The sequence below is a fragment of the Petrocella sp. genome (genome assembly GCF_059865615.1).
In genome coordinates this window covers 85924-109544 of sequence record NZ_JCBCDA010000102.1, presented here as the reverse complement: position 1 = coordinate 109544, position 23621 = coordinate 85924, and the positions used below count along the sequence as shown (strand labels likewise).

At 37.2% G+C, this 23621-nt stretch carries 20 protein-coding genes, 1 pseudogene and 1 other annotated feature; of the genes and pseudogenes, 1 reads left to right on the top strand and 20 read right to left on the bottom strand.

Annotated features, from left to right (window positions below; genetic code table 11):
• Nucleotides 1-23 precede the first annotated feature (23 nt).
• From AC6F8J_RS11155 to AC6F8J_RS11105, 11 genes and pseudogenes are all read right to left on the bottom strand, one after another.
• Nucleotides 24-242, bottom strand: a pseudogene (locus tag AC6F8J_RS11155) (MarR family winged helix-turn-helix transcriptional regulator); the annotation flags it as partial.
• 641 nt (nucleotides 243-883) lie between these two features.
• Nucleotides 884-2068 (bottom strand): DUF445 family protein, encoded by a 1185-nt coding sequence (locus AC6F8J_RS11150; protein ID WP_500723406.1) that lies wholly within the window; start codon nucleotides 2066-2068, stop codon nucleotides 884-886.
• A 27-nt stretch (nucleotides 2069-2095) separates the two neighbouring features.
• The gene (gene folK / locus AC6F8J_RS11145; RefSeq protein ID WP_500723405.1) at nucleotides 2096-2929 is read right to left on the bottom strand and encodes a 2-amino-4-hydroxy-6-hydroxymethyldihydropteridine diphosphokinase; all 834 of its coding nucleotides are present in this window, start codon (nucleotides 2927-2929) and stop codon (nucleotides 2096-2098) included.
• 1 nt (nucleotide 2930) lies between these two features.
• A complete protein-coding gene (folP, locus tag AC6F8J_RS11140; protein WP_500723404.1) occupies nucleotides 2931-3743 on the bottom strand; it encodes a dihydropteroate synthase in 813 nt (270 codons plus the stop codon).
• 3 nt (nucleotides 3744-3746) lie between these two features.
• Nucleotides 3747-4229, bottom strand: coding sequence for an HD domain-containing protein (locus AC6F8J_RS11135; RefSeq protein ID WP_500723403.1), 483 nt, complete (start codon nucleotides 4227-4229; stop codon nucleotides 3747-3749).
• Nucleotides 4226-4999 carry an aminotransferase class IV gene (locus AC6F8J_RS11130; RefSeq protein WP_500723402.1) on the bottom strand — a complete coding sequence of 258 codons (774 nt, stop codon included), beginning with the start codon at nucleotides 4997-4999 and terminating at the stop codon, nucleotides 4226-4228. The genes AC6F8J_RS11135 and AC6F8J_RS11130 overlap by 4 nt, the downstream gene beginning before the upstream one ends.
• On the bottom strand, nucleotides 4996-6390 hold the full coding sequence (gene pabB / locus AC6F8J_RS11125) for an aminodeoxychorismate synthase component I (RefSeq protein ID WP_500723401.1): 1395 nt from the start codon (nucleotides 6388-6390) through the stop codon (nucleotides 4996-4998). The genes AC6F8J_RS11130 and pabB overlap by 4 nt, the downstream gene beginning before the upstream one ends.
• A 7-nt stretch (nucleotides 6391-6397) precedes the next feature.
• On the bottom strand, nucleotides 6398-6961 hold the full coding sequence (locus AC6F8J_RS11120) for a glutamine amidotransferase-related protein (protein ID WP_500723400.1): 564 nt from the start codon (nucleotides 6959-6961) through the stop codon (nucleotides 6398-6400).
• 17 nt (nucleotides 6962-6978) lie between these two features.
• Nucleotides 6979-7566, bottom strand: coding sequence for a GTP cyclohydrolase I FolE (folE, locus tag AC6F8J_RS11115; protein WP_500723399.1), 588 nt, complete (start codon nucleotides 7564-7566; stop codon nucleotides 6979-6981).
• A 38-nt stretch (nucleotides 7567-7604) separates the two neighbouring features.
• Nucleotides 7605-8468 (bottom strand): PP-loop family protein, encoded by an 864-nt coding sequence (locus AC6F8J_RS11110; protein WP_500723398.1) that lies wholly within the window; start codon nucleotides 8466-8468, stop codon nucleotides 7605-7607.
• A gap of 124 nt (nucleotides 8469-8592) precedes the next feature.
• Complete coding sequence (locus AC6F8J_RS11105; protein WP_500723397.1) at nucleotides 8593-11154, bottom strand: EAL domain-containing protein; 2562 nt, start codon at nucleotides 11152-11154, stop codon at nucleotides 8593-8595.
• A gap of 151 nt (nucleotides 11155-11305) precedes the next feature.
• Between AC6F8J_RS11105 and AC6F8J_RS11100 the strand changes: the two genes are divergently transcribed.
• Nucleotides 11306-11542 carry a hypothetical protein gene (locus AC6F8J_RS11100; protein ID WP_500723396.1) on the top strand — a complete coding sequence of 79 codons (237 nt, stop codon included), beginning with the start codon at nucleotides 11306-11308 and terminating at the stop codon, nucleotides 11540-11542.
• A gap of 142 nt (nucleotides 11543-11684) precedes the next feature.
• Here AC6F8J_RS11100 and ppdK read toward each other — a convergent pair whose 3' ends face one another.
• The 9 genes from ppdK to purH all read right to left on the bottom strand — a co-directional run bounded on the left by ppdK (nucleotide 11685) and on the right by purH (nucleotide 23618).
• Complete coding sequence (gene ppdK, locus AC6F8J_RS11095) at nucleotides 11685-14309, bottom strand: pyruvate, phosphate dikinase (protein ID WP_500723395.1); 2625 nt, start codon at nucleotides 14307-14309, stop codon at nucleotides 11685-11687.
• A 322-nt stretch (nucleotides 14310-14631) separates the two neighbouring features.
• Nucleotides 14632-16020, bottom strand: coding sequence for a glycine--tRNA ligase (locus tag AC6F8J_RS11090; RefSeq protein ID WP_500723394.1), 1389 nt, complete (start codon nucleotides 16018-16020; stop codon nucleotides 14632-14634).
• A 69-nt stretch (nucleotides 16021-16089) separates the two neighbouring features.
• Nucleotides 16090-16262, bottom strand: a binding site (T-box leader).
• A 130-nt stretch (nucleotides 16263-16392) separates the two neighbouring features.
• On the bottom strand, nucleotides 16393-16515 hold the full coding sequence (locus AC6F8J_RS11085; protein ID WP_500723393.1) for a hypothetical protein: 123 nt from the start codon (nucleotides 16513-16515) through the stop codon (nucleotides 16393-16395).
• A gap of 11 nt (nucleotides 16516-16526) precedes the next feature.
• Complete coding sequence (gene floA / locus AC6F8J_RS11080; protein ID WP_275843750.1) at nucleotides 16527-17498, bottom strand: flotillin-like protein FloA; 972 nt, start codon at nucleotides 17496-17498, stop codon at nucleotides 16527-16529.
• Nucleotides 17499-17509: 11 nt separating this feature from the next.
• A complete protein-coding gene (locus tag AC6F8J_RS11075; protein WP_500723392.1) occupies nucleotides 17510-17968 on the bottom strand; it encodes an NfeD family protein in 459 nt (152 codons plus the stop codon).
• Between the two features lie 380 nt (nucleotides 17969-18348).
• The gene (glgD, locus tag AC6F8J_RS11070; RefSeq protein ID WP_500723391.1) at nucleotides 18349-19470 is read right to left on the bottom strand and encodes a glucose-1-phosphate adenylyltransferase subunit GlgD; all 1122 of its coding nucleotides are present in this window, start codon (nucleotides 19468-19470) and stop codon (nucleotides 18349-18351) included.
• Nucleotides 19463-20746: a glucose-1-phosphate adenylyltransferase gene (locus AC6F8J_RS11065; protein ID WP_500723390.1), complete on the bottom strand. Its 1284-nt coding sequence runs from the start codon at nucleotides 20744-20746 to the stop codon at nucleotides 19463-19465. The genes glgD and AC6F8J_RS11065 overlap by 8 nt, the downstream gene beginning before the upstream one ends.
• Before the next feature lie 256 nt (nucleotides 20747-21002).
• Complete coding sequence (gene fba / locus AC6F8J_RS11060; protein ID WP_500723389.1) at nucleotides 21003-21866, bottom strand: class II fructose-1,6-bisphosphate aldolase; 864 nt, start codon at nucleotides 21864-21866, stop codon at nucleotides 21003-21005.
• A 201-nt stretch (nucleotides 21867-22067) separates the two neighbouring features.
• The gene (gene purH, locus AC6F8J_RS11055) at nucleotides 22068-23618 is read right to left on the bottom strand and encodes a bifunctional phosphoribosylaminoimidazolecarboxamide formyltransferase/IMP cyclohydrolase (protein ID WP_500723388.1); all 1551 of its coding nucleotides are present in this window, start codon (nucleotides 23616-23618) and stop codon (nucleotides 22068-22070) included.
• Nucleotides 23619-23621 lie beyond the last annotated feature (3 nt).

Below are 23621 nucleotides of genomic sequence, written 5' to 3'. Positions count from 1 at the left end.
TATACTTTAAATAGCTAACGTTATCAATACCCGTTGCCTTCGAAAGTGCTTCCGGTATTTTTTATGCTTCTTTCTCTATCTTTTTTCCCTTTTTCAGTTATCACAAGATTAATCTTTCTTTGATCGCTTTTTTGTTTTTCTTTAGTGATGTAGCCTAATTTCTCAAGTTTTTGAATGATGGGTGTCAATGTTCCGGTTTTCAGCTCTAATATGTGACTTAGTATTTTAAAATCTATTTTTTTCTTCCCACATAACCAGCATCACTAAGTACTGGGGGGGTATGTTAAAGCGATTTTTTCTAATACAGGTTGGTAAATTCGAATGATAGCTCTTGATGTTTTATATAGTCTAAAACATAATTGACGGTCTAACCGTAATGGATTATTTTCCATTTGACACCTACTTTCTAAACAGCTTCACTAAAGGCATGGCTAGCACTTGATCTTCCTTAGCTTTTTTACCCATTTTTACAACTACTTCCCCGTAAGTCGGGTAAGGATGAATAATGTCTGCCATTTTTGTCACTAGTTGAGTTAGATGGTCTTCTAAAGGCTTTATCAAATTTGATTAAGGGCAATAAAGATTTTCATTTGATTATATTTCTTTGCTTTATTAATCAATGCTTTACTTGGAAGACAACCTGACCAGGTGCATTTACCCCCCGGTTTATTATTTTCCAAATTCTATAGCTTTGTAAGCAGCGTTAAACCAATAGTTCCAGCTCCTATAGTGGCTAAGTCATACATTTTTATACTTAACACATTTTCATTAGTGTACGATTAGTCTTGCGCCAATGATTTTATCATTCTTATTTGGATTGTCTTAAAACATAAAAAACCACCTCATCTTTACCAATGAAATGGCCTTTTAATAATGGTTTGTTTCAGATGAAAATATATACGATCCCCATTACGAAGCCTAACAAAGCCCCAAACCAAGTGATGGCATTTAACTCTTTATTAACAATTGTAAAGATTAACCGTTCAATATCCATAACTGAAAAGTCATTTACTTCATTTTCAACTATTTTGGCCACTTCAAAATTCTTCAGAAATGTACCGATGTTATTCTCTACAAAAGCAATGTATAGCACTTCTATCTTAGATTCTATTTGATCCCGTTCATGAGTGGTTAAAAGAATCTTCTTTTCCAACAAAGGATGCATGATAGATGTAATCAAGTCTTTTAAGCTAATTTTGTTCATTAGCTCATAAGTACTTTTTACAATTTGGGCTGTTCCCCTTTCAAGTATTTCTTCATATTGTCTAAGGGCTAGTATATCTGAGATTGGGTTAACCATAACCTCATTAGCACTATTTATGACAGCATGAATCAATGTCTTTTGCACTTCCTCCTCATGGAGGGTCTTTTCTATATAATCCAATATTGAAGTGGTCACCTCTTTGCTATTTAGAAACATTGCACCAAGAGCTCCAACCTTCTCATGAATCAACTCATCTACAATTAGATTGACTTTGTCTTCAACTTGCGGCTGACGTATTTGGCAAATGATATAATCACATATTTGTTCCTTATGATTTTCCAAAATGAATTCCAAATCAATCCAAGCCGTAGAGGGCAAGACAGTATCTAGTGCCATGTTATATGATAGTCTTTCTGCCAAATATTCTTTTATGGTTCTATAGAGCATCTCATTCATATCCTTAGAAGCAATTTTATCTTCTATTTCTCTTGCTATGCCTTTACCAATTTTGTTGACAACAATTGGATATTCATCACCTAATACTTTCTCCATGATTTCTTTTAGAGATCTTGGTTTGCCAAGCAAATCTTTGGTAATATAGGCTTTGATTTGGGCGATGACGCCCTCATTAAGTAGTTCTTTGCTGATGACCTCCTTGGTTAGAAGTCTATCCCCCACCGCACCACCTAAACTCTTGGCAATCCTATTTCGTTCTCTTGGAATAACACCTGGTGTAAATGGTACTTTTATTTTTCCAATACGCACTTCCGTATGGGGCTTAAAAAGCATTTTAATGGCCAACCAGTTGGTTGAATAACCAATAAGAGCACCAATCAAGGGTTTTAATAACATACTGTAATCCATAAGACACCTCAATTTCTTTTGTAATTTTTACGAACGACTTACTTCATTCATTTCCAACGCTGCTAACAGATCAATGACACGTTTTTTCAACAATGGGTGAACTTTAAAGGGTGCCAGCTCACTGAGTGGCTTTAGAACAAATCTGCGCTGAGCCATCCTCGGATGAGGCAAAACAACCTTTTCATCTTCAGTTACCAAATCATCATAGAAAATTAGATCTAAGTCTAATGTTCTTGGTCCCCAGTGAATTTCTCTTTCTCTTTTGAACGTTTTTTCAATATCCAGTAGGTATTCCATGAGTTTGCTTGGTGACAGCAACGTTTTTACACGAATGACACCATTAATAAAGTCTTCTTGATCTATGTAACCCCATGGTTTGGTTTCTCTAAGTTCGGACACTTTTTCAACTAGACTGTGACCACTGACATTAATGGCTTCAATGGCTTGCAGAAGAATTTCTTCTCGCTTCCCAATATTAGAACCTATGGCAATATAGGCTTCATGCCAATATCTTTCTACTGTTACACTTGCGCATTTAAATGGTCGACCAATAGGTGCGTGTGGTTTTTTCACTGTAACCTTTACACCTTTAATAAGATCATAAGTTGTTAATAGGCTTTTGGCTACACCTTCTGCCAGTGTTTCGATTAAATTATACTTCTCTGACTTGAAATAGTCTTCTATTGTGTAGCACATGCTGGCATAACTGACTGAAAGACCTAGATCATCTTCTGCGCCTGCCGCTTCTAAGTCCAGATAGACATCAAAACTTATTAAAAATGTTTGACCTTGTTTTTTTTCTTCTTCTAAAACGCCATGAAAGGCATATACCTCTAGGTCCGTTACCGAAATGTAATCCAAATTATTCACCTGCTTTCATAATGGCCATGGTCATGTCAATCGCCCTTTTATTCTCTAATACATCATGGACTCTGAATATAGATACTCCTGACTGAAGTCCAATTACCGTCGTTACCAATGTACCTTCAACTCTTTCGTGAACCGGTAAATCTAAGGTGCTACCTATAAGTGATTTTCTAGATGTTCCAAGAAGTACCGGATAGCCTAAGTGATTAAACACCTTAAGCTCTCCCATTATTTTAAGGTTCTCTTCTCTGGTTTTGGCAAATCCAATACCTGGGTCAATAATGATCTTTTCTCTTTTGATACCGGCTTTTCCTGCCAACTCGATACTAGCTGCCAAGTCTTTGACCATGTCAATAATCAAATCTTCATACCCGCCCTTTGGACGGTTGTGCATGATACAACAAGGTACATTATAGGCTGCTATCACATCAGCCATCTCAGGGTCTTTCTTAAGTCCCCATATATCATTTACCATATCTGCTCCTGCATCAAGTGCGGCTTTTGCCACCCTTGCTTTAGAAGTGTCTATGGATACAACCGTATCAAAATTCGCCTTAATCATTGTGATGACCGGTACCACCCGACGTATTTCTTCTTCTTCATTCACAATGAGATGTCCCGGACGCGTGGACTCTCCTCCGACATCTATGATATCTGCTCCTTCAATAATCATTTTTTCAACTTGTGATTTTGCGTCTTCCTTTCCGATAAATTTTCCGCCATCAGAAAATGAATCCGGTGTCACATTTAAAATACCCATAATATAGACGTGATGATGAAAATCAAATTTCTTTTTTCCAATAATCATCCTTTATACCTCGATTTTTAGATTTTTCTTGTTCGTACTCCAATTACACGATTCTATTGATCCACAAGTATTGCAAGCTCTTGAAGCTTTGTCGGCTCTGTATAATATACCATCCAAATTCTGTTGATTGGCTATGGCCTTGTTTTTATGATTGGCTATGGCTTTTAAAATGAATTCTATCTCATCACCTTCAAACCCGGATGTTTCTAAGATACCTTTTGCCAATCTCGCTCCAGCAGCTTCATGTGGCTCACCTGTTGCATATTGACACCCTCTTCCGATGTCATGAAGAAGCCCACATGCATAGACCCATGTCTTATCATATTTTATCTCATTTTCCAAACATATAATCCAAGCAATTCGAGCCACGTCCAGAAAATGAGCCATATCATGCTTGCAATACACACGGTTGACTTCAATTTTTTCTATTTCTCTTAAGTAATACTGGTAATCTTTATTCTCAATTATTCTCTGAATCTTCTTCATAAACCTCTACTCATACTATCTAGAACCTTATCGTATCTATTGGAAATTTGCTGTATAATCTTATGTTGATTCAATGCCACTTCATCTATGACTAAGACTTTCATAATACCCATGACGCTATTGGTTACAAATACACCATCACTTGTTAATAGCCGATTCAAAGTTATACGTTCCTCCGTGACGGGGTAAGCATCCATCATCCATTGTCTAACAATGCCCTTTAGTAAACCTAAGGAGGCATCCGGTGTAATAATCTTGTTGTTTTCGATCATAAATATATTGGCAATCGCTGTTTCACATACATCATCATGTATATTCAAAAAAAGAGTATCATTAAAACCCTGTTCCTTTGCTCTTTCAAGTTCAAAAATATTATCCAAATAATTCATGGATTTGATGGCAACGGTATGGCTTGTCGGATTTCTTTTAACTGTTGATACCATCAATTTATAACCTTCTTCATATTGTTTCTGGCTATAATTCAATGGTCGAGTCATAAAAACTGTGTTTTCTTCTGAAACATTGATTTTCAACACACCATTGTAACAAGACAGGGCATCTATTGCCACCAAAACTTCATTTATACTTAGCACTTTTGAAATGCCTAAATACTTTAATCCACTATTTAATCTCGATATATGATTGTCTAAGAACATACCTCTACCATGAATCACCCGTATGGTTTCAAATACACCATAACCGTAGAAATAGCCTCGATCCGGATACATGGTTTCAATATTTAGGATTTCATTATTTATTAACGCTTTCATATATCTATCTCCTTAAGTCGAATCGCTTTAAATAGAGCCTTTGCTTTATCTAAGGTTTCTTCATATTCGGCTTTTGGGTTTGATTCCCATGTAATTCCGCCACCCACACCAATAGCTATCCTTTCTTTCTGTTTGATGATTGTTCGTATGACAATGTTAAAATCTGCACTCCCGTCAAATCCAAAATAGCCAATACAACCTGTATATAAGTGCCGTCTCGTTGGTTCTAATTCTTCAATTATTTCCATGGCCCGAATCTTAGGTGTTCCAGTGATGGAACCTCCGGGAAAGCAAGCTTTTATACAATCCACTGCGGTCATATCTTGCTTCAATTTCCCAACAATGGTTGCTACCAAATGGTGCACTGTGGCATAAGATTCAATACCAAATAACTCCGTCACTTTTACTGTATAAGGTCTACAAACTTTGCTTAAATCATTACGTTCCAAATCAACCACCATTAGCAACTCCGATTTGTCTTTTTCACTTTTCTCAAGTTCTAAGCGATATGCTTCATCTTCGTCTTCTGTCATACCTCGAGGTCGTGTCCCCTTTATCGGTCTGGTTTCCACCTTATTATCTCTAATCTGCATGAATCGCTCCGGCGATGAACATAAGATTTCTGTTTCATCTAGACTCATAAAGGCACTAAAGGGGGCTTGATTCACTTTTCGTAAAGACTTGTATATATCGTAGGCATTGTGATTGGTTGTAGCTGTATAAGTATGGGTCATATTGGCAATATAAATATCACCGTTTAATATATATTCTTTCATTTTTTCTACTGCCTTTATATATGTTGCCTCATCAAAGCAAGAAGTGAACGTTACAGCTTCCTCAACTGTCTTTTTGACTAAAACAGGATGACCTAACTTTATAATCTCTATGATTTGAGTTGTTTTTTTTTCCAGTTCGAAAATCATTTTTTGATCAGAATTTTGATTGGGATCGAAAACGGACAAATACGTTTTGTGACTATGATGATCAAAGATCAATATATGATGATAAAACACAAAATTCATTACAGGTATCTCCATGATAGGTTTTGCAATGTTTGGTAGTTTCTCAATATCCCTAACCAAGTCATAAGCGAAATAGCCCATACATCCTGCAACAAATGGCAAATCAAATGTATTTTGAATCCGATTAGCGCCAAGAATTTCCTTTAATACTTCGAAAGGATTACCATCTATCTTCTGATTGTCAAGGGTTATTATTTTTTGATCATAGGTTATTTTTTTATAAGGATTCAACCCTATAAATGAGTGTTTTCCTAATTTTTCTGAATCTTTTGAACTATCCAGAAAAATGATGTCTTCTTCATCCTTAAACAGACTGAATATATCAAAAGATGAAAGCTCCGTTGTAATTTCATTCACTTGTACTCTCATATCAACCTCATCCGTGGCAACTTTTAATAAAATTATGCAATAACTCATGACCATATTCTGTCAGCTCTGCTTCAGGGTGAAACTGTACGCCCTCAACTCTATTGTTTTTATGGCGTAAACCCATAATCGTCCCATCTTCCAAACGACTCGTAACTTCAAGACAAGCCGGCAAATTCGTTTCTTCTACAACTAATGAATGATACCGCGTTGCATAAAACGGCATACTCAATCCTTTATATAAACCTGTCTGATCATGGTAGACCGCTGAAACCTTACCATGTATCGGGGTTTTACCTTTTGTTACATGACCACCATAGACATGACCAATGACTTGATGGCCAAGACATATGCCCAATATGGGTATAATACCACCAAATGCTCTAACAATTTCCAAACAAATGCCTGCATCTTCCGGCCTCTTGGGACCGGGTGATAAAATGATACCTTTTGGTTTCAACTGCCTAATATCATCCATGCATATGTCATCATTTCGCTTTACCAGTATGTGTTCACCCAGTTCTTCTATATACCTAACCAGGTTATAAACAAAAGAATCATAATTATCAATCATTAAAAACATGTTTCACCTCACACCTTATAAAGCGCCATTAGTTTTTGATAGATTTCAATATTATCTTCAAATCTGCCACTTAAGGTTGTGGTGATTGTTTTAGTATTTGGTTTTTTGATGCCTCTTGTGGTCATACAGCTGTGCTCACCTTCAATAATGATTGCCACATCCTCTGTATCTGTTACTTTTCTCATTATATAAGCAATATCAGCACCTATACGTTCCTGTAACTGAAGTCGTTTACCAACCATATCCGCTATGCGTGCAATTTTACTCAGACCAATCACTTTTTTACTCGGTATGTAGGCGACGGCCACTTTCATATTATACATTAATGCCAAATGGTGTTCACAATAACTAAACAATTGTATGTCTTTCATGAGCACCATATCTTGTTTACTATTCTCATATATTTCCTCTTCATCGAAGGTCACACCTAGCTTCTCAATAAGTTCATCATTGGTATAGGTCATGCCTTCAAAAACTTCTTCGTACATATTTGCTACTCGAGCTGGTGTGTCTCTAAGACCTTCTCTGTTTGGATCATCACCCAGTGCTATGAGTATGCCTCTTATGTGGTCCTCTATCGCTTTTTTATCTATCATGTCATATTCTCCTTAAGAACACATACTGTTCTGTATTCTTACTTATAGGTATCCAAAAAACTATGTCTTTCACCCTTTGACTGCCATCCTACAATACAATCCATGTTGACATTATGAGCCGACTGCAAAATGCATTTATCAATATCTGGATTATTCTTTTTTAGCTTGGCAATTAGTTCCTTCATTTCACGACGTTTGCTCGATGTTTTCTTCGCCGCCACAACACAACCACAATTCATGGGCTGAAGGCCTGCATGATTGGTAAATCTCTTAATATCTTCTTCATGGATGTAGTACATAGGTCTTATTAGCTCAAGACCTTCAAAGTTCAATGATTTAAGTCTTGGCATCATTGTCTTTGTTGTACCTGCATAAAAAATGTTCATCAGTTGGGTCTCGATCACATCATCAAAATGATGACCAAGAGCCAATTTATTACAGCCAAGCTCTTGCGCCTTAGCGTATAGGGCACCTCTTCGCATTTTGGCACATAGGTAACAAGGATAATCACTGGAAATGGCATCTACAATGCCAAAAATACCTGAATCAAAAAAAGTAATGGGAATATTCAAATGCTTACAGTTTTCTTTTAGTCTTTCTTCATTGGTAATGTGATAACCTGGGTTCATGGCTAGGTACTCGATATCAAAGTTAACGTCACCATGGATTTTCAGTTCCTGAAGTAACTTACATAACAACAAACTATCCTTACCACCAGATACGCCAATGCCAATTCGATCGCCTTCTTCAACTAGGTTAAATGCTTTTACGGCTTTAATAAATCTTGACCATATCTCTTTTCTATATGTTTTAATGATACTACGTTCTATTTCTTTTACTGATTTTAACGGAATTGTGGGGATGCTTAACGTACACCCACTACCTTGTAATGATTCTGCCATGATTTTCTCCTATTATATGTCACAATTAGACTAATTTCTATTGCTATACTACATGGTGAAACTATGAATGTCAAGTTCGCTGATTCACAGGTATACATGAACCATCTACCATCAATCTAAAAAGCTACTTGTAATTCTGGAGCAGTTCTAGTGCGTCCCCTTCAATAAGTGGCTTACTGAACAAATAGCCTTGGATTGTATTACAATTACCCGCTCTTAAGTAATCCAGTTGAAATTGTTCTTCAACGCCTTCGGCTACAACCCTAAAGTTCAATCTGTGCGCAATGTCAATAATCGCTCTGGTAAAAAAATGATTCTCACCTTCATTTAGTATGTCATCAATAAAGGTTTTATCAATTTTAAGGGTCGATATAGGTAGTTTTCTTAGGTATGTTAAGGATGAGTAACCTGTACCAAAATCATCTAAAGCTATATCAATACCCATTTCGGATATGACTTTTAACTGTTTATTAACTAAATCAAATGATTTAATTAATATGGATTCTGTTACTTCAAATTCAATCCAATTTGGATTAACCTCCTCAGTTTCAACAATTGTTTTTACAATATCAACAAAATCAGAGTGCAATAACTGAACAACAGAAATATTAACGGCAACTTTAATGATATCCCCATCCAAATTATTGATTCTTTTTGCAAATCTAGCCGCTTCTTCTATGACCTTCTTCCCAATCTCTACTATGTCGCCTGTTGATTCAGCTATGGGAATAAAGCGAGCAGGTGATACCTGTCCTAAAGTATGACTGTTCCATCTAATTAGGGCTTCATAACCAACTATTTTTTGGCTTTTACTATTGTATTGTGGTTGATAAACTAAATGGAATTCATCTTTTAACAACGCATACTTTAATGCATTGGTAAGATTGATTTTATCCGTCATTTCCTGGTTCATCTCTATATCAAAACGGCTTGCCTTGGCTTTACCCATTGACTTCATTTTGTACATAGCCATATCCGCTCTAATAAGCAGTTCATCATAGGTCAAACCATCATCAGGATAGATTGCATAACCGATGCTTGCTGTAACAAACAATTGTTTTCCACTGATTTCAAGACTTCTATTAATCTTATCCATTAAACCATCTATATAATCTTTACAATCAAATCTTTCTTCAATACCAACAAGACATATAAACTCATCACCTCCAATACGACCAATGGTGCCTTTATCTTGAATATATGTCTTAAACAAATCACTGATCTCTTGTAGCAAGCGATCTCCAATTTGATGACCATGGGCTGTATTTATATAATTGAAATTATCAATATCTATAAAAGCCATCATCACTTTCGGATGAAGTCTATTGGTGTTTTTAACCAGCATGGCAAAATATTTCTCCATATGTAAACGATTAGGTAGTTTTGTCAAAAAGTCATTATAAGCTAAATAATTGATTTTCTCCTGTTGTTCTATAAGTTCCTCGTTCTGAGCTTTCAACTCCTCTTCTGATGCAGTTAATGCTTCATATGTTGATATTAATGTATTATGTTCCTCTTCCAAATCCTTTTGTGCTTTTTTCCGCATCTTAACGTTATAGCTTAAAATGATTATAAATACTAGAAGGATTAGTGTAATACCTGAAAAAATAAGTATAACTTCCCTATGCATTTCATAGTAAGATATAGGACGATTAATAACGACGCTTCCTGCAGGTATATCCTCTAAATCAATATTATTTTTTTCTAAATATATATAATCAAAGCCATAGTAGACCGGTTTTATATTAACTGTTTCCAAAGATTCCATCGGTGTACCCTCTATGAGCCCAATTGCCAAACCGGCACCATAGGTTCCTTGCATCGTGCCACTGAGTAAACTGCCACCAATGACACCATAATCCAATAGATACTCATAGACAGTATACATGGGGAGGGTTGTTATCTCCGCCAGCTCCTTTGAGAATGTTTCATTTGATTTCTTTTTGCCTTGGCTATCCATGGTATAAGTACCCATAATGACAGCATTACCTTCTTGTGCTCCCTCAAGTAATGTCATGATTTGCTCATAACTTAAATCATCAAGAATTCTATAGCTTAGGTTAGTATCAGAGCTTTCAATAGCCTCAACAATAGCATGACTGACATCTTTACCACTTTCTGTAGCGTCACAAACCACATATATATTATGAATCTCCGGTTGTAGCTCTAACATTAGATCCACTGTGCCTGCACTATCTAACACCTCATATACACCAATTATATTCTCAACGTCTTGAGTACGTCTTATAGCCGATTCCTCTAATACACCGGTATAGACAATTGGTTTTCCTGCAAAAATGCCATCTCTATGTTGGATGGCAAATTCCATAGCAATGTCATCTGTTGTCATGATAAGGTCCGTATTAACGTACCTGTATTTATGCAAAATGACATGATATTGTAAGTCCAAATTTTCTTCATTTGGATATCTTTTCCAATCCAGGTATTCAACAGATACAATAATATTTTCATTATAAGTTCTAAAGGCTTCGATAATGGCATCTGTTTGAGTATCTGTCCATCCAAAGCCTTTGTGGTAAGAGTTAATCAACAAGACATGGGGATAGTCATAGCTATGTTGAGAACCATCTTGCATAGCAAATATTTTCATATTAAAAAATAGACTTATAAACACGATTGAACAGATTATTGCATTACGCCTTTTGAATAAATACTTTTTATTCATATTATTGTCCATCCTATCCCGATTATTTCTTTCCTTGGCACATGAATATTCTATCATTATATTTAATATTGGGCAACATGGATTGACATATAATTTCATATTGTGATATACTCTATTTAATATATAGGATATGCAAGGAGGTTATCACATTATGTTTGCAGATACATCTATTGATATGAAGTATGAAGAAACTTTCCAACTGGTTTATGGACAACTTAATCATTCTAAAGAAAACGATCCAAAATATACCCGATTAGACTTAAAACGTTTTCTTGAAAGTCTTTATGACAATCAAGGAAATAACTGGTTAGGAAGAAGTGAGGTACAAGAAGCAGTTCAAGCTGCCACCATAGCAGCGGCTGAGTTGTTGCTAAGCCAATGGGAATAATAAGTCAGTTATGCACCAAAAGTCGGCAGTCTGCTTCCAGGAACTTCATGGTTTATGTTGGCTTAGCTGAGTTACAGTGATATTTGTTTTAAAATCATTAAAAAAAGCCTTCGCATATGCGAAGGCTTTTTAATTTCTGTGATTATCTGTTATTTAATACTGCTTGTGCTGCTGCAAGTCTTGCTATCGGAACACGGAATGGTGAACAAGAAACATAATCAAGTCCAACATTGTGACAGAATTCTATGGATGATGGGTCTCCACCATGCTCACCACAGATACCAAGCTTGATATCTGGTCTTGCTGCTCTACCTTTTACAACTGCCATTTCAACTAACTGGCCAACACCTGTTTGGTCAAGTCTAGCAAATGGATCTGATTCAAGTATGGATTTTTTGTAGTAATCATCAAGGAAAGCACCAGCATCGTCTCTTGAGTAACCAAATGTCATTTGTGTTAAGTCATTGGTACCAAATGAGAAGAACTCAGCTTCTGCTGCAATCAAGTCTGCAGTTAAAGCTGCACGTGGAATCTCAATCATGGTTCCAACCAGATACTTAAGCTTAACGCCTTTTTCTGCAATTACTTTCTCAGCTGTATCTACTACAACATTCTTAACATATGCAAGTTCTTTAACTTCACCAGCAAGAGGAATCATAATCTCTGGGATAACGTCAATACCTTCTTCTGCTATAACTTCCACTGCGGCTTCTATAATGGCACGAGTTTGCATAACTGCGATTTCAGGATAGGTTACTGCAAGTCTACAACCTCTATGGCCAAGCATTGGGTTAAACTCATGTAGGCTTTCTACAGTTTCTTTTAACGCTTCAAAAGTTAAGCCCATTTCTTTAGCTAATTCTCTAATGTCGCCTTCTTCTTGAGGTAAGAACTCATGAAGTGGGGGATCAAGAAGACGAACTGTCATTGGCTTACCTGCAAGTGCTTTGTACATACCTTTAAAGTCAGCCTTTTGGAAAGGAATTAACTCGGCCAGAGCTGCTTCTCTTTCTTCAACTGTATTGGATACGATCATCTGACGGATTTTTGGCAGTCTGTCTTCTTCAAAGAACATGTGCTCTGTACGACAAAGTCCAACACCTTCTGCACCAAACTCTACAGCGTTGATTACATCCTTAGGACTGTCCGCATTGGCTCTGACTTTAAGTGTTCTTACGTCATCTGCCCAACCCATAAATTTACTGAAGTCGCCACTTATTTCAGGATCAACTGTTTTTATTTCTTCAAGGTAGATTTTGCCCGTTGAACCATCAAGTGAAATAAAATCACCTTCTGCAACAGTTTTTCCGCCTAAAGTAAAGGTTTTTGCTGCTTCATTTATTTTGATTTCTCCACAACCGGATATACAGCAAGTACCCATGCCACGTGCAACAACGGCTGCATGAGAAGTCATACCACCACGAGCTGTTAAGATACCTTGCGCTGCATCCATACCTTCAATATCTTCTGGTGAAGTCTCAAGTCTTACTAAGATAACACGCTCACCACGTTTTTTTGCTGCAACTGCATCATCAGCATTAAAGTATACTTGTCCTGCTGCTGCACCTGGTGATGCTGGAAGTGCTGAACCATAAACTTTTGCCGCTGCTAATGCTTCTACATCAAAGTTAGGGTGAAGCAATTGGTCTAATTGTTTTGGATCCACTTTTAGTAAAGCTTCTTCTTTTGTACATAAACCTTCATCTACCAAATCAACCGCAATTTTAAGAGCTGCTTGAGCTGTTCTTTTACCATTACGTGTTTGTAAGAAATAAAGCACTTTATCTTCAATTGTAAATTCCATATCTTGCATATCTTTATAATGATTTTCAAGCTTAGTAGCAAGTCTCATGAATTCTGCATATGCTTCTGGCATATCATTTTCAAGTCTTGTGATAGGCTCTGGCGTTCTGATACCGGCAACAACGTCTTCACCTTGAGCATTTAATAAATACTCACCGTAAATACCACGTTCACCAGTTGATGGGTTTCTTGTAAAGGCAACACCTGTACCGGATGTATCACCCATATTACCAAATACCATAGATTGAACATTAACTGCTGTTCCCCAGCTACCTGGAATATCATGCATTCTTCTATAAATCACTGCTCTTTCATTGTTCCATGAATCAAATACCGCATCAATTGCCGCCATAAGTTGTTCTACTGGCTTTTGTGGGAATTCTGTACCTTCATGTTTAACATATAAAGCTTTGAAAGCTTCTACAACTTCTTTAAGGTCGTCTGCTGACAACTCTAAGTCGTTTTCAAATCCTTTGGACTCTTTGATTTCATCAAGAACACGCTCAAATTGTGATTTTGGAAGTCCCTTAACCACGTCTGAGAACATCTGAATAAATCTTCTGTATGAATCATACGCAAATCTTGGATTGCCTGTTGCTACTGCAAATCCTTCAACTGATACATCATTAAGACCTAAATTAAGTACCGTATCCATCATACCAGGCATAGATGCTCTCGCACCAGAACGTACAGATACTAATAATGGTTTGTTATTATCACCAAAAGTCTTTCCGGTGATTTCTTCAAGTTTTGCCAAAGATGCTCTGATTTCAGCCTTGATCTCGTCTGTAATCTTCCTTCCATCTTCATAGTACTTGATACAGGCTTCTGTTGAAACTGTAAATCCTTGAGGGATTGGAAGTCCTAATTTAGTCATTTCAGCAAGATTCGCACCTTTACCACCTAATAGGTTTTTCATGGACCCATCTGCTTCACTGAACATATAAACAAACTTTTTGCTCATTCTTTGTCCTCCTAAATAAATTTAATTGTCAACGTTTCAGGTTGTCTCAAACTACCAAAAAATCAAAACCACCCTAATCCGTTGCGTTTATTGTAAACAGGGTTGGCCTGTTTTCACACACATATATATAAGGGCAAAATCACATCTTTTGCCCTTATATATTATAACACAACAAGACAAAATGTGTACCCTAAATTCCCATTTTTTATAGTTCCTTGAAGCTATTTAAGGATTTTAACGAAAAGTAAAACATTTTCGTTAAATTTTTGTCTATTTTATATAGTTTGTATATATCTTGATTTTATTTCATACTGTAAACCTACTAAAAATCAAATTTATTATGAAAATATTCCAAGAGCTCACTGATTTTTACGCGTTCCTGTTCCATTGAGTCTCTATGACGGATGGTTACAGATTGATCTTCATTCGAGTCAAAATCATAAGTTATACAAAAGGGTGTTCCAATTTCGTCTTGACGTCTGTAGCGTTTACCAATACTTTGACGATCATCAAATTCCACATTGTAATATTTGCTAAGCAAGTCCATAACCTTTTGAGCATCATCATTGAGTTTTTTAGACAGTGGTAAAATGGCCATCTGCATCGGCGCAAGTGCCGGATGGAATCTTAAAACTGTTCTGATTTCACCGTTCTCTAAGGTCTCTTCGTCATAGGCTTCACATAAAAAAGCCAGCGTCACACGGTCAGCCCCAAGCGAAGGCTCTACACAATAAGGTACATATTTTTCATTGGCTTCTTGATCAAAGTAAGTCAAATCCTGACCGGAATGTTCTTGATGACGTGTTAAGTCAAAATCCGTTCTTGAGGCAATACCCCATAACTCACCCCAGCCAAAGGGAAATAAGAATTCAATGTCACTTGTAGCATTAGAATAATGAGATAATTCTTCAGGGCTATGGTCTCTAACGCGCATATGGTCTTTGGTCATACCAAGTTCCTCTAACCAGTTGACACAAAAAGCTTTCCAATAAGAGAACCATTCGATATCCGTTCCTGGCTTACAGAAAAACTCTAATTCCATCTGCTCAAATTCTCTCGTTCTAAATGTAAAATTACCTGGTGTTATTTCATTTCTAAACGATTTTCCAACTTGTGCAATACCAAACGGCACTTTCTTTCTGGACGTTCTTTGTACATTTTTGAAGTTAACAAAAATACCTTGAGCCGTCTCAGGACGTAAATACACTGTATTTCTGGCATCTTCTGTTACACCTTGGAAGGTCTTGAACATCAAATTAAACTGTCTAATGTCTGTAAAGTCATGTTTACCACAGGAAGGACAATCTATGTTATTGTCCTCTATGTAAGCTTTCATTGCTTCATTAGACCATGAATCTACAGGATCTTCAATGATAATGCCTTGAGTTTCCATGTAATCTTCAATCATTTTGTCTGCTCGGAAACGTTCTTTACATGCTTTACAATCCATCAATGGGTCATTAAACCCACCTACATGACCTGAAGCAACCCAAGCTTGTGGGTTCATCAATATGGCACAATCGACACCCACATTGTAAGGACTTTCTTTGACAAACTTCTGCCACCAAGCCTTCTTTACATTGTTCTTTAGCTCTACACCAAGAGGTCCATAGTCCCATGTGTTGGCTAACCCACCGTATATCTCTGATCCAGGATAGACAAATCCTCTTGCTTTTGCCAATGCTACAATTTTTTCCATTGTTTTTTCCATGATTATCACCCTTTCAGCTTTCATATATAGATGTTAAGATATTAAAAAAACACCCTGCCATCCCTAGTCATAAGGGACGAAAGCATGTCACTTCCGCGGTTCCACCCTAATTGGTAAAATACCCACTCATCATCAATGCACTCCTAAGCACCATTCCTCTTATAGTTCCTATTCGGCTTTCACCACCCCGAACTCGCTTAAAAAACCAATTTAAGAGTACTCCTCTTATTCATCATGCTATCTTATACTCGATTGTTATGAATATATCATAGGAATGTCAGACTGTCAAGAAGAACCAAGAACAAAGGAAAAGACACAGACCAGGTATGTTCCGGGTCTGATCTGTGTCTTTGTTATAAACGACTTTAACTTTTATTTGTGTTTTATAATCCTATTATCCAGTGCTTTTGGTTTTCCAAGTATTTCTTTTAAAAGTATCGCCTTCCTTAGCTCCTTCTTTGTCAGACTTTTTACTTCTTTTTTAAGGCTTCTCATATCCACGCCTCCTAGATTTCCTTGTCACTTTCACCAATAGACTCTCTCATACCTGTATCCGCCTGAATGTTTTTTAGATTATAATAATCCATCACACCAATATTGCCTTTTCTAAATGCCTCCGCTATAGCAAGGGGCACCTGCGCTTCAGCTTCAACCACTTTCGCCTTCATTTCTTCAACCAAAGCTTTCATTTCTTGTTCTCTCGCGATGGCAAAAACTCGTCGTTCTTCAGCTTTTGCTTGAGCGATTTGTTTATCTGCTTCTGCTTGTTCTGCTTGAAGCCTTGCACCAATATTTTTACCCAAATCAATATCTGCAATATCTATCGAAAGGATTTCAAATGCGGTTCCAGAGTCCAGGCCTTTATTTAAGACCCGTTCAGAAATCATATCCGGGTTTTCTAGAACTTCTTTGTGACTTTCACTTGAACCGACTGTGGTGACAATACCTTCACCAACCCTTGCGATAATGGTTTCTTCACCTGCACCACCTACTAATCGATCAAGGTTGGCTCGTACCGTTACTTTTGCCAACGCTTTGACCTCAATACCGTTTTTTGCAACTGCTACGACCAAAGGTGTTTCGATTACCTTAGGGGTAACACTCATTTTTACCGCTTCAAGTACATCACGACCTGCCAAATCAATAGCGGCTGCCCGTTCAAAAGTCAGATCTAATTTAGCCCTGTGCGCTGCTATTAGAGCGTCTACAACACGACCAACTTTTCCGCCTGCTAGCAAATGAGATTCTAGCTGATTAATATCCACATCTATATTTGCTTTTACCGCTCGAATCAAAGGCAATACAATTAGATTCGGCTTTACACGACGTAGCTTCATACCTATTAAGCCAGCTATACTGACCTTGACATTGGATGAAATAGCGGCAATCCACAATCTTACCGGAATAACGCTAAAAAACAAAGCCAAAAACAGTACCACCAAAGAAACTATGAGTAACATACCAATGGGTTGTTCCATATCAATACCTCCTATTCTATACTTTTAACAAAGATTTTTTTGCCTTCCATTTCTGATATTATAATTTTAGAACCTTTTGTAATAAAACTACCTTTTGTTAATACATCTAACTCCAAGCCAACAAATACGCCTTTACCAGAAGGTCTAAGTGAGGTTAAAGCGACACCTTTTTTGCCCACAAGTTCGTTCAAATCACTTTTTAGAATTTCTTCATTTAGTTGGGCTTTCTGAATTAAGGGGCTTCTCCTAGATGCTATGAATTTATAGGCTAAGTACATGAGAATAATGGCTACTAGTAAGATAAGCAAAAACATCACAACGCCTTCAGCTACTGTATTGCTTGTCATAATGACGCCAATCAAAATAGCCACAATGCCTATACCGCCAGTGATGCCAAAGCTTGGTATAAATATTTCTGCAATTAATAATAGAATACCGATGGCTATGAGGAGAATGGGTAATGTTTCCATAAACTACCTCCTTTAGGTTTATTTGCCTATTTATGCATAGGATTATGAATATTATTTTCAATTGTTACCTCTACATTATAACATATATTTGTCCTTCTAGTTATTAAGGAAGTTTAAATTCTTTTGCAAAGTTAGAAAAGTATACTGTGAAAGTATAAGCGATCGCTTTTGTGCCATCTTAACTCGTCCTATAAAAACTTATCCGTGGATTAGCTACAACAGCCGGAGCTGTCTGCCGACATACAGTTTGTGGAAGCGTTTTCATGAGACGGCCTTCAATAAACTTTGAATTTTTCAATTTTTAAAGAGTAAAAAAAGTCTCTAAGCTTTTATTCACCTAGAGACTCTGATCATCACATTACACATTAGGTTTAGATTTGTTAGATTTCTATATGTTTGCCTACAATAATTGGGAAACTTCGCTCCCCTTTTAAAGCTTTGCCTTCTTTGACCGTTACTTCTTTGTCTAGGATGACATAGTCTAGATTTGCATTGGGTTCTATCACCGTATCTTGCATAATAATACTGTTTCTAACAACTGCACCTCTACCAATTTTTACGCCCCTTGATAGAACACTGTTATAAACCTCACCTTCGATGATACAACCATCTGCAATAATAGAATGGTTGACCACTGCTTCTTCATTATACTTCGTAGGCGTCTCATCTTTAACTTTTGTAAAGACCTTACCATCCGTATTGAATAATTCTTGACGCACTTCCGGTTCAATCATATCCATATTACAGTTATAGAACATGGATATTGAACTTAGTGAACGCCAATAGCCCTTATATTCATATCCCATTATATTGAGTTTATTTAACTTACGAATCAAAATATCTTTAACAAAGTCATAATGGCCATGAGCTTCACTCTCTTCAAGAAGTTCAATGAGCAATGTGCGTTTCATAACATATACCCCAAGTGATGCTATTTTACCATCTGGTGATTGAGGTTTTTCCCTAAGATCAATAACACGTCCCTGATTGTCAAGTTTAATGATACCAAATTCTTTAAGCTCGACCGGGTCAAGTTCCGACATATCTCGGTACATAATTGTAATGTCTGCCTTTTGTTTTTCATGGGCATCTACCAATAGATTAAAGTCCATTCTATAAATACAATTCCCTGTCGCTATGATGGCATACTCATCTGTGCTTCGCTTCAAAAAAGAAATATTACTGTACATGCCATCCGCCGAACCTCTATACCAGCCTGAATTCTCTCCTGCTAAATAGGGTGGAAACATGAATAGGCCATTGTTCCTTCGATCAAGATCCCATTCTTTACCAGCACCCAGATGATCCATAAGAGATCTGAAACTGTATTGCGTAACAACTCCAACTTTGTCAATGCCTGAGTTAATCATATTGGATAGAACAAAATCGATAGCCCTATATTTTCCACCTACCGGTATTGCTGATACTGACCTTTTTGCTACCAATTCTTTCATGCTTTCTTTTCGTCCACCTGTAATAATGATTCCTAAAGCTCTACTCATGTCTCGTACCTCCTTTAAATACTGTTCCTCCGGAAGCTATGTTCAATGTAGCATAGTCCGAGGCATCGACGCATTTGTGGATAACGACATTTTTCCCAAGTATAGCTTGGTCCGGTATAAACGCACTTTCAGCAATTACATTAATGCCTGTGTTATAAATATCCGGTTTAATTGTATTAACCACCAATTCGCCAACACCCATTTCCACGCCTTCTCCTACAACCACTTTTTCTGCAAGAATACTTTTATAAATCTTAGTATTCTTACCAATGACTGCGTTGGACATAATAATAGAATCTTCTACGTATGCACCTTCTTCTATAATGACGCCTGGGAAAATAATCGAGTTTCTAACTGTTCCATATACCATACATCCTTCTGCAACAATTGATTTTTTGACACTTCCCTTTGGACCAATATAATGAGCTGGCATAACCGGGTTAGTTGTATAAATTTTCCAATTGTGGTCAAATAAATTAAATTCTGGTACACGTTCAATCAAATCCATGTTAGACTCCCAATAGGACTGAATGGTACCAACATCTTTCCAATAGCCTTCAAAAGCATAAGCAAACATCCTTTTGTTTTCTTCAAGCATCATTGGAATAATGTTTTTACCAAAATCTTTTTCAGATGCTTCATTATCATCGTCACGAATTAAGTATTCTCTCAAAATCTCCCATGTGAATATATAGACACCCATAGAAGCTAAATTACTCTTAGGTTGAGCCGGTTTTTCTTCAAACTCAAGAATGCGATTCGTCGCATCCGTATTCATCAAACCAAAACGGCTAGCTTCCTCAATTGGTACTTCAAAAACAGATATCGTCGCATCTGCTTCATTTTTTTTGTGTGCTTCCAACATTTTAGCGTAATCCATTTTATAAATATGGTCACCTGATAGAATCACCACATATTCTGGTGCTATCTTATCAATATAATGAATATTTTGGTAAACCGCGTTAGCTGTTCCGGTAAACCAGTCATTATTTTCCGACCTTAAATAGGGTGATAAAATTGTTACGCCACCATTATTACGATCCAAATCCCAAGGCTTACCAATGCCGATGTGGGCGTTTAACTCTAAGGGTTCATATTGAGTGAAAACACCTACCGTATCGATACCTGAATTGATGCAATTGCTTAAAGGAAAATCAATGATTCTAAACTTACCACCATATGGGATGGCTGGCTTTGCAGTTGAAGATGTCAATACGCCTAACCTACTGCCTTGTCCGCCTGCAAGTAGCAAGCCCACTAATTCTTTAGTTGCCATTTTAATCTCTCCCTTCTATTGCGCGTCTGTTCTACTTCGTGTTAACATAAAGCCTAGTCTACATACTACTATTTTAACATAAAGATTAGCGTTATACCAACAAAAAAAACGTGTATACATATAGGCACTGTAGCCCCCTCCATCTTGTCCTAATTGCGCCTTCAAATGTCTTATACAAACTACCAATCTGCTATTATAGCTCAAAAAGGAGTAAACCCTAAAGATCTACTCCTTTTTATGCTAAATCATCTAACTATTATGCTTGGTCGATTGATCCAAATAAAATCATCTTTTCTTTTACGGTTGCCTTGATAGCTTCAAAGCCTGGTGCTAGCAACTTACGTGGGTCAAAACCTTTTCCTACTTTGTCTTTGCCTTCTTCGATATATTTTCTGGTTGCAGCTGCAAAAGTCCATTGACATTCTGTATTTACATTGATTTTGGATACACCTAGGGTGATGGCATCTCTTACCATCGCATCTGGAATACCTGTTCCGCCATGTAGTACCAAAGGACGATCGCCTGTTAACTTTTGAATCTCTTCAAGTGTATCTAGGCTAAGACCTGCCCAGTTTTCTGGGTAAGCACCATGAATGTTTCCAATGCCTGCGGCTAACATATCTACGCCAAGATCATTTATTCTTTTACATTCTTGTGGATCTGCAATTTCACCAGATCCGATGACACCGTCTTCTTCGCCACCAATGGAGCCCACTTCCGCTTCTACGGAAATACCTTTTGAATGGGCTAATTCTATGATTTCTTTGGTTTTAGTAACGTTTTCTTCAATGTCATAATGCGATCCATCAAACATGACTGATGTAAATCCAGCTTCAATGCATTTTTTGGCACCATCCATTGAACCATGATCTAAATGAACCGCAACAGGTACAGTGATTTTTAAATCATGTATCATACCTTTGACCATACCCATAACGGTATTGTACCCACCCATATACTTACCGGCACCTTCAGATACGCCTAAAATAACCGGTGAATTGTTCTCCTGAGCCGTTAATAAAACTGCTTTTGTCCATTCCAAATTATTGATATTAAACTGACCTACTGCGTATTTCCCTGCTTTCGCTTTTCTCAACATCTCCGTTGCAGATACTAACATATGCATTACCTCCATTTTATTGAGATGGTTAAATACTAACACCATCTATTTTATTGTTTCATATATGGTTAGGTGTCAAATTGACGCCTAACCATTTACTAATAAGTTTTATAGGTTCTAACAAATTATATCATAAAACAACCCTATGTGAAGGTTTTTTGCTTTGAAATAATGACCAATAAAATATGGCTTTTTTTAGTCTTAGTGTTTAAAATGTCTCATGCCTGTAAAGACCATGGTTATGCCGTACTTGTTACATGCATCGATGGATTCCTGATCCTTCATGGATCCACCAGGTTGAATGATAGCTGTAATGCCCGCCCTTGCTGCTGCCTCTACACAATCTGAGAAAGGAAAGAATGCGTCAGATGCTAAAGATGCACCGTTTAGTATCGTATCACCTAATGCTTCCTTACAGTGATCTATGGCTTGATTACAAGCCCATATCCGATTCACTTGTCCCGGTCCTACACCAAGAGATTGTTTGTTTTTACCTATGGCAATACCATTGGATTTTGCATATTTCACGATTTTCCATGTGAATTTTAAATCTTCCAGTTCTTTAGGTGTTGGCTTACGATCTGTTACGACTTCTAATTCACCTTCGTACAGTACATTGTCAATGGTTTGAACCAGTAAACCACCACTGACTTTCTTCAAATCATAAGCTGAATCTGCTTGCTTCACTTCAATATTCTCAAGTTGTAATAATCGAATATTCTTCTTTCCTCTTAATATCTCAAGGGCTTCTGCGCTATAGCTTGGTGCCACTACGATTTCAATAAAAATCTTATTGATTTCAAGGGCTGTTTTTGAATCAATTTCTCTATTGGCCACGATGATACCACCGAAAATGGATTTAGGATCTGAGGTATATGCTCTCATGTACGCTTCATATATGTCACTACCACTGCCTACGCCACATGGATTTGCATGTTTACAGGCTACTACTGTCGGTTCACTGTATTCTTTACACAATTCAAGTGCACCATGGGTGTCATTGATGTTGTTAAAAGAGAGTTCTTTACCATGAAGCTGAACGGCATCGGTTAACATGCCTTTTGTATTCACAACTTCTTTGTAAAAAGCTGCTTGTTGATGGGGGTTTTCCCCGTAGCGCATGTCTTGAACTTTTTCAAAGGTCATGGTAATCACTTCCGGTAATTCAGTTGCGCCTCTTTGCTTCCTCATATAAGCAGCAATGAGTGTATCATAGCTACTGGTATGCTCAAACACCTTTGAACTTAAGTAAAAATTGGTTTCCTTCTTAACCCTCTTCCCTGTCTTTAATTCATTAAGTACCACTTCATAATCTGCCGGATCAACAATAACCGATACGTCTTGATAGTTCTTGGCTGCAGACCGTAACATAGTTGGCCCACCTATGTCAATGTTTTCAATGGCTTCATCCAGCTCCACACCTTCTTTTAGAATGGTTGCTTTAAAAGGGTACAGATTCACCACAACAAGATCAATTGGTGTTACGCCCAGTTTTTGTATTTGCGCCATATGCTCTTTGTTATCACGTCTTGCTAATAGTCCAGCATGAATGTGGGGGTCTAAAGTCTTTACTCTACCATCTAAGCATTCAGGAAACCCAGTGATATCCGATATACCAATAACCTCAACGCCTTGTTCTTCTAGTACCTTCGCTGTTCCTCCTGTGGAAATAATGTCTACGTCTAATGCTCTTAAAGCTTTTGCAAATTCAACAATGCCCGTCTTGTCCGAAACACTTATCAATGCTCTCATAAT

Excerpts from the sequence above, each read along its gene's own strand:
- AC6F8J_RS11100 (WP_500723396.1), top strand. The coding sequence starts at position 11,306 with ATGTTTGCAGATACATCTATTGATATGAAGTATGAAGAAACTTTCCAA.
- AC6F8J_RS11130 (WP_500723402.1), bottom strand. The coding sequence starts at position 4,999 with ATGAAAGCGTTAATAAATAATGAAATCCTAAATATTGAAACCATGTAT.
- AC6F8J_RS11120 (WP_500723400.1), bottom strand. The coding sequence starts at position 6,961 with ATGATTGATAATTATGATTCTTTTGTTTATAACCTGGTTAGGTATATA.
- folE (WP_500723399.1), bottom strand. The coding sequence starts at position 7,566 with ATGATAGATAAAAAAGCGATAGAGGACCACATAAGAGGCATACTCATA.
- glgD (WP_500723391.1), bottom strand. The coding sequence starts at position 19,470 with ATGAGTAGAGCTTTAGGAATCATTATTACAGGTGGACGAAAAGAAAGC.
- AC6F8J_RS11135 (WP_500723403.1), bottom strand. The coding sequence starts at position 4,229 with ATGAAGAAGATTCAGAGAATAATTGAGAATAAAGATTACCAGTATTAC.
- folP (WP_500723404.1), bottom strand. The coding sequence starts at position 3,743 with ATGATTATTGGAAAAAAGAAATTTGATTTTCATCATCACGTCTATATT.
- AC6F8J_RS11085 (WP_500723393.1), bottom strand. The coding sequence starts at position 16,515 with ATGAGAAGCCTTAAAAAAGAAGTAAAAAGTCTGACAAAGAAGGAGCTA.
- ppdK (WP_500723395.1), bottom strand. The coding sequence starts at position 14,309 with ATGAGCAAAAAGTTTGTTTATATGTTCAGTGAAGCAGATGGGTCCATG.
- AC6F8J_RS11150 (WP_500723406.1), bottom strand. The coding sequence starts at position 2,068 with ATGGATTACAGTATGTTATTAAAACCCTTGATTGGTGCTCTTATTGGT.
- AC6F8J_RS11105 (WP_500723397.1), bottom strand. The coding sequence starts at position 11,154 with ATGAATAAAAAGTATTTATTCAAAAGGCGTAATGCAATAATCTGTTCA.
- floA (WP_275843750.1), bottom strand. The coding sequence starts at position 17,498 with ATGGAACAACCCATTGGTATGTTACTCATAGTTTCTTTGGTGGTACTG.
- AC6F8J_RS11110 (WP_500723398.1), bottom strand. The coding sequence starts at position 8,468 with ATGGCAGAATCATTACAAGGTAGTGGGTGTACGTTAAGCATCCCCACA.
- AC6F8J_RS11090 (WP_500723394.1), bottom strand. The coding sequence starts at position 16,020 with ATGGAAAAAACAATGGAAAAAATTGTAGCATTGGCAAAAGCAAGAGGA.
- AC6F8J_RS11065 (WP_500723390.1), bottom strand. The coding sequence starts at position 20,746 with ATGGCAACTAAAGAATTAGTGGGCTTGCTACTTGCAGGCGGACAAGGC.
- purH (WP_500723388.1), bottom strand. The coding sequence starts at position 23,618 with ATGAGAGCATTGATAAGTGTTTCGGACAAGACGGGCATTGTTGAATTT.
- AC6F8J_RS11075 (WP_500723392.1), bottom strand. The coding sequence starts at position 17,968 with ATGGAAACATTACCCATTCTCCTCATAGCCATCGGTATTCTATTATTA.
- pabB (WP_500723401.1), bottom strand. The coding sequence starts at position 6,390 with ATGAGAGTACAAGTGAATGAAATTACAACGGAGCTTTCATCTTTTGAT.
- fba (WP_500723389.1), bottom strand. The coding sequence starts at position 21,866 with ATGTTAGTATCTGCAACGGAGATGTTGAGAAAAGCGAAAGCAGGGAAA.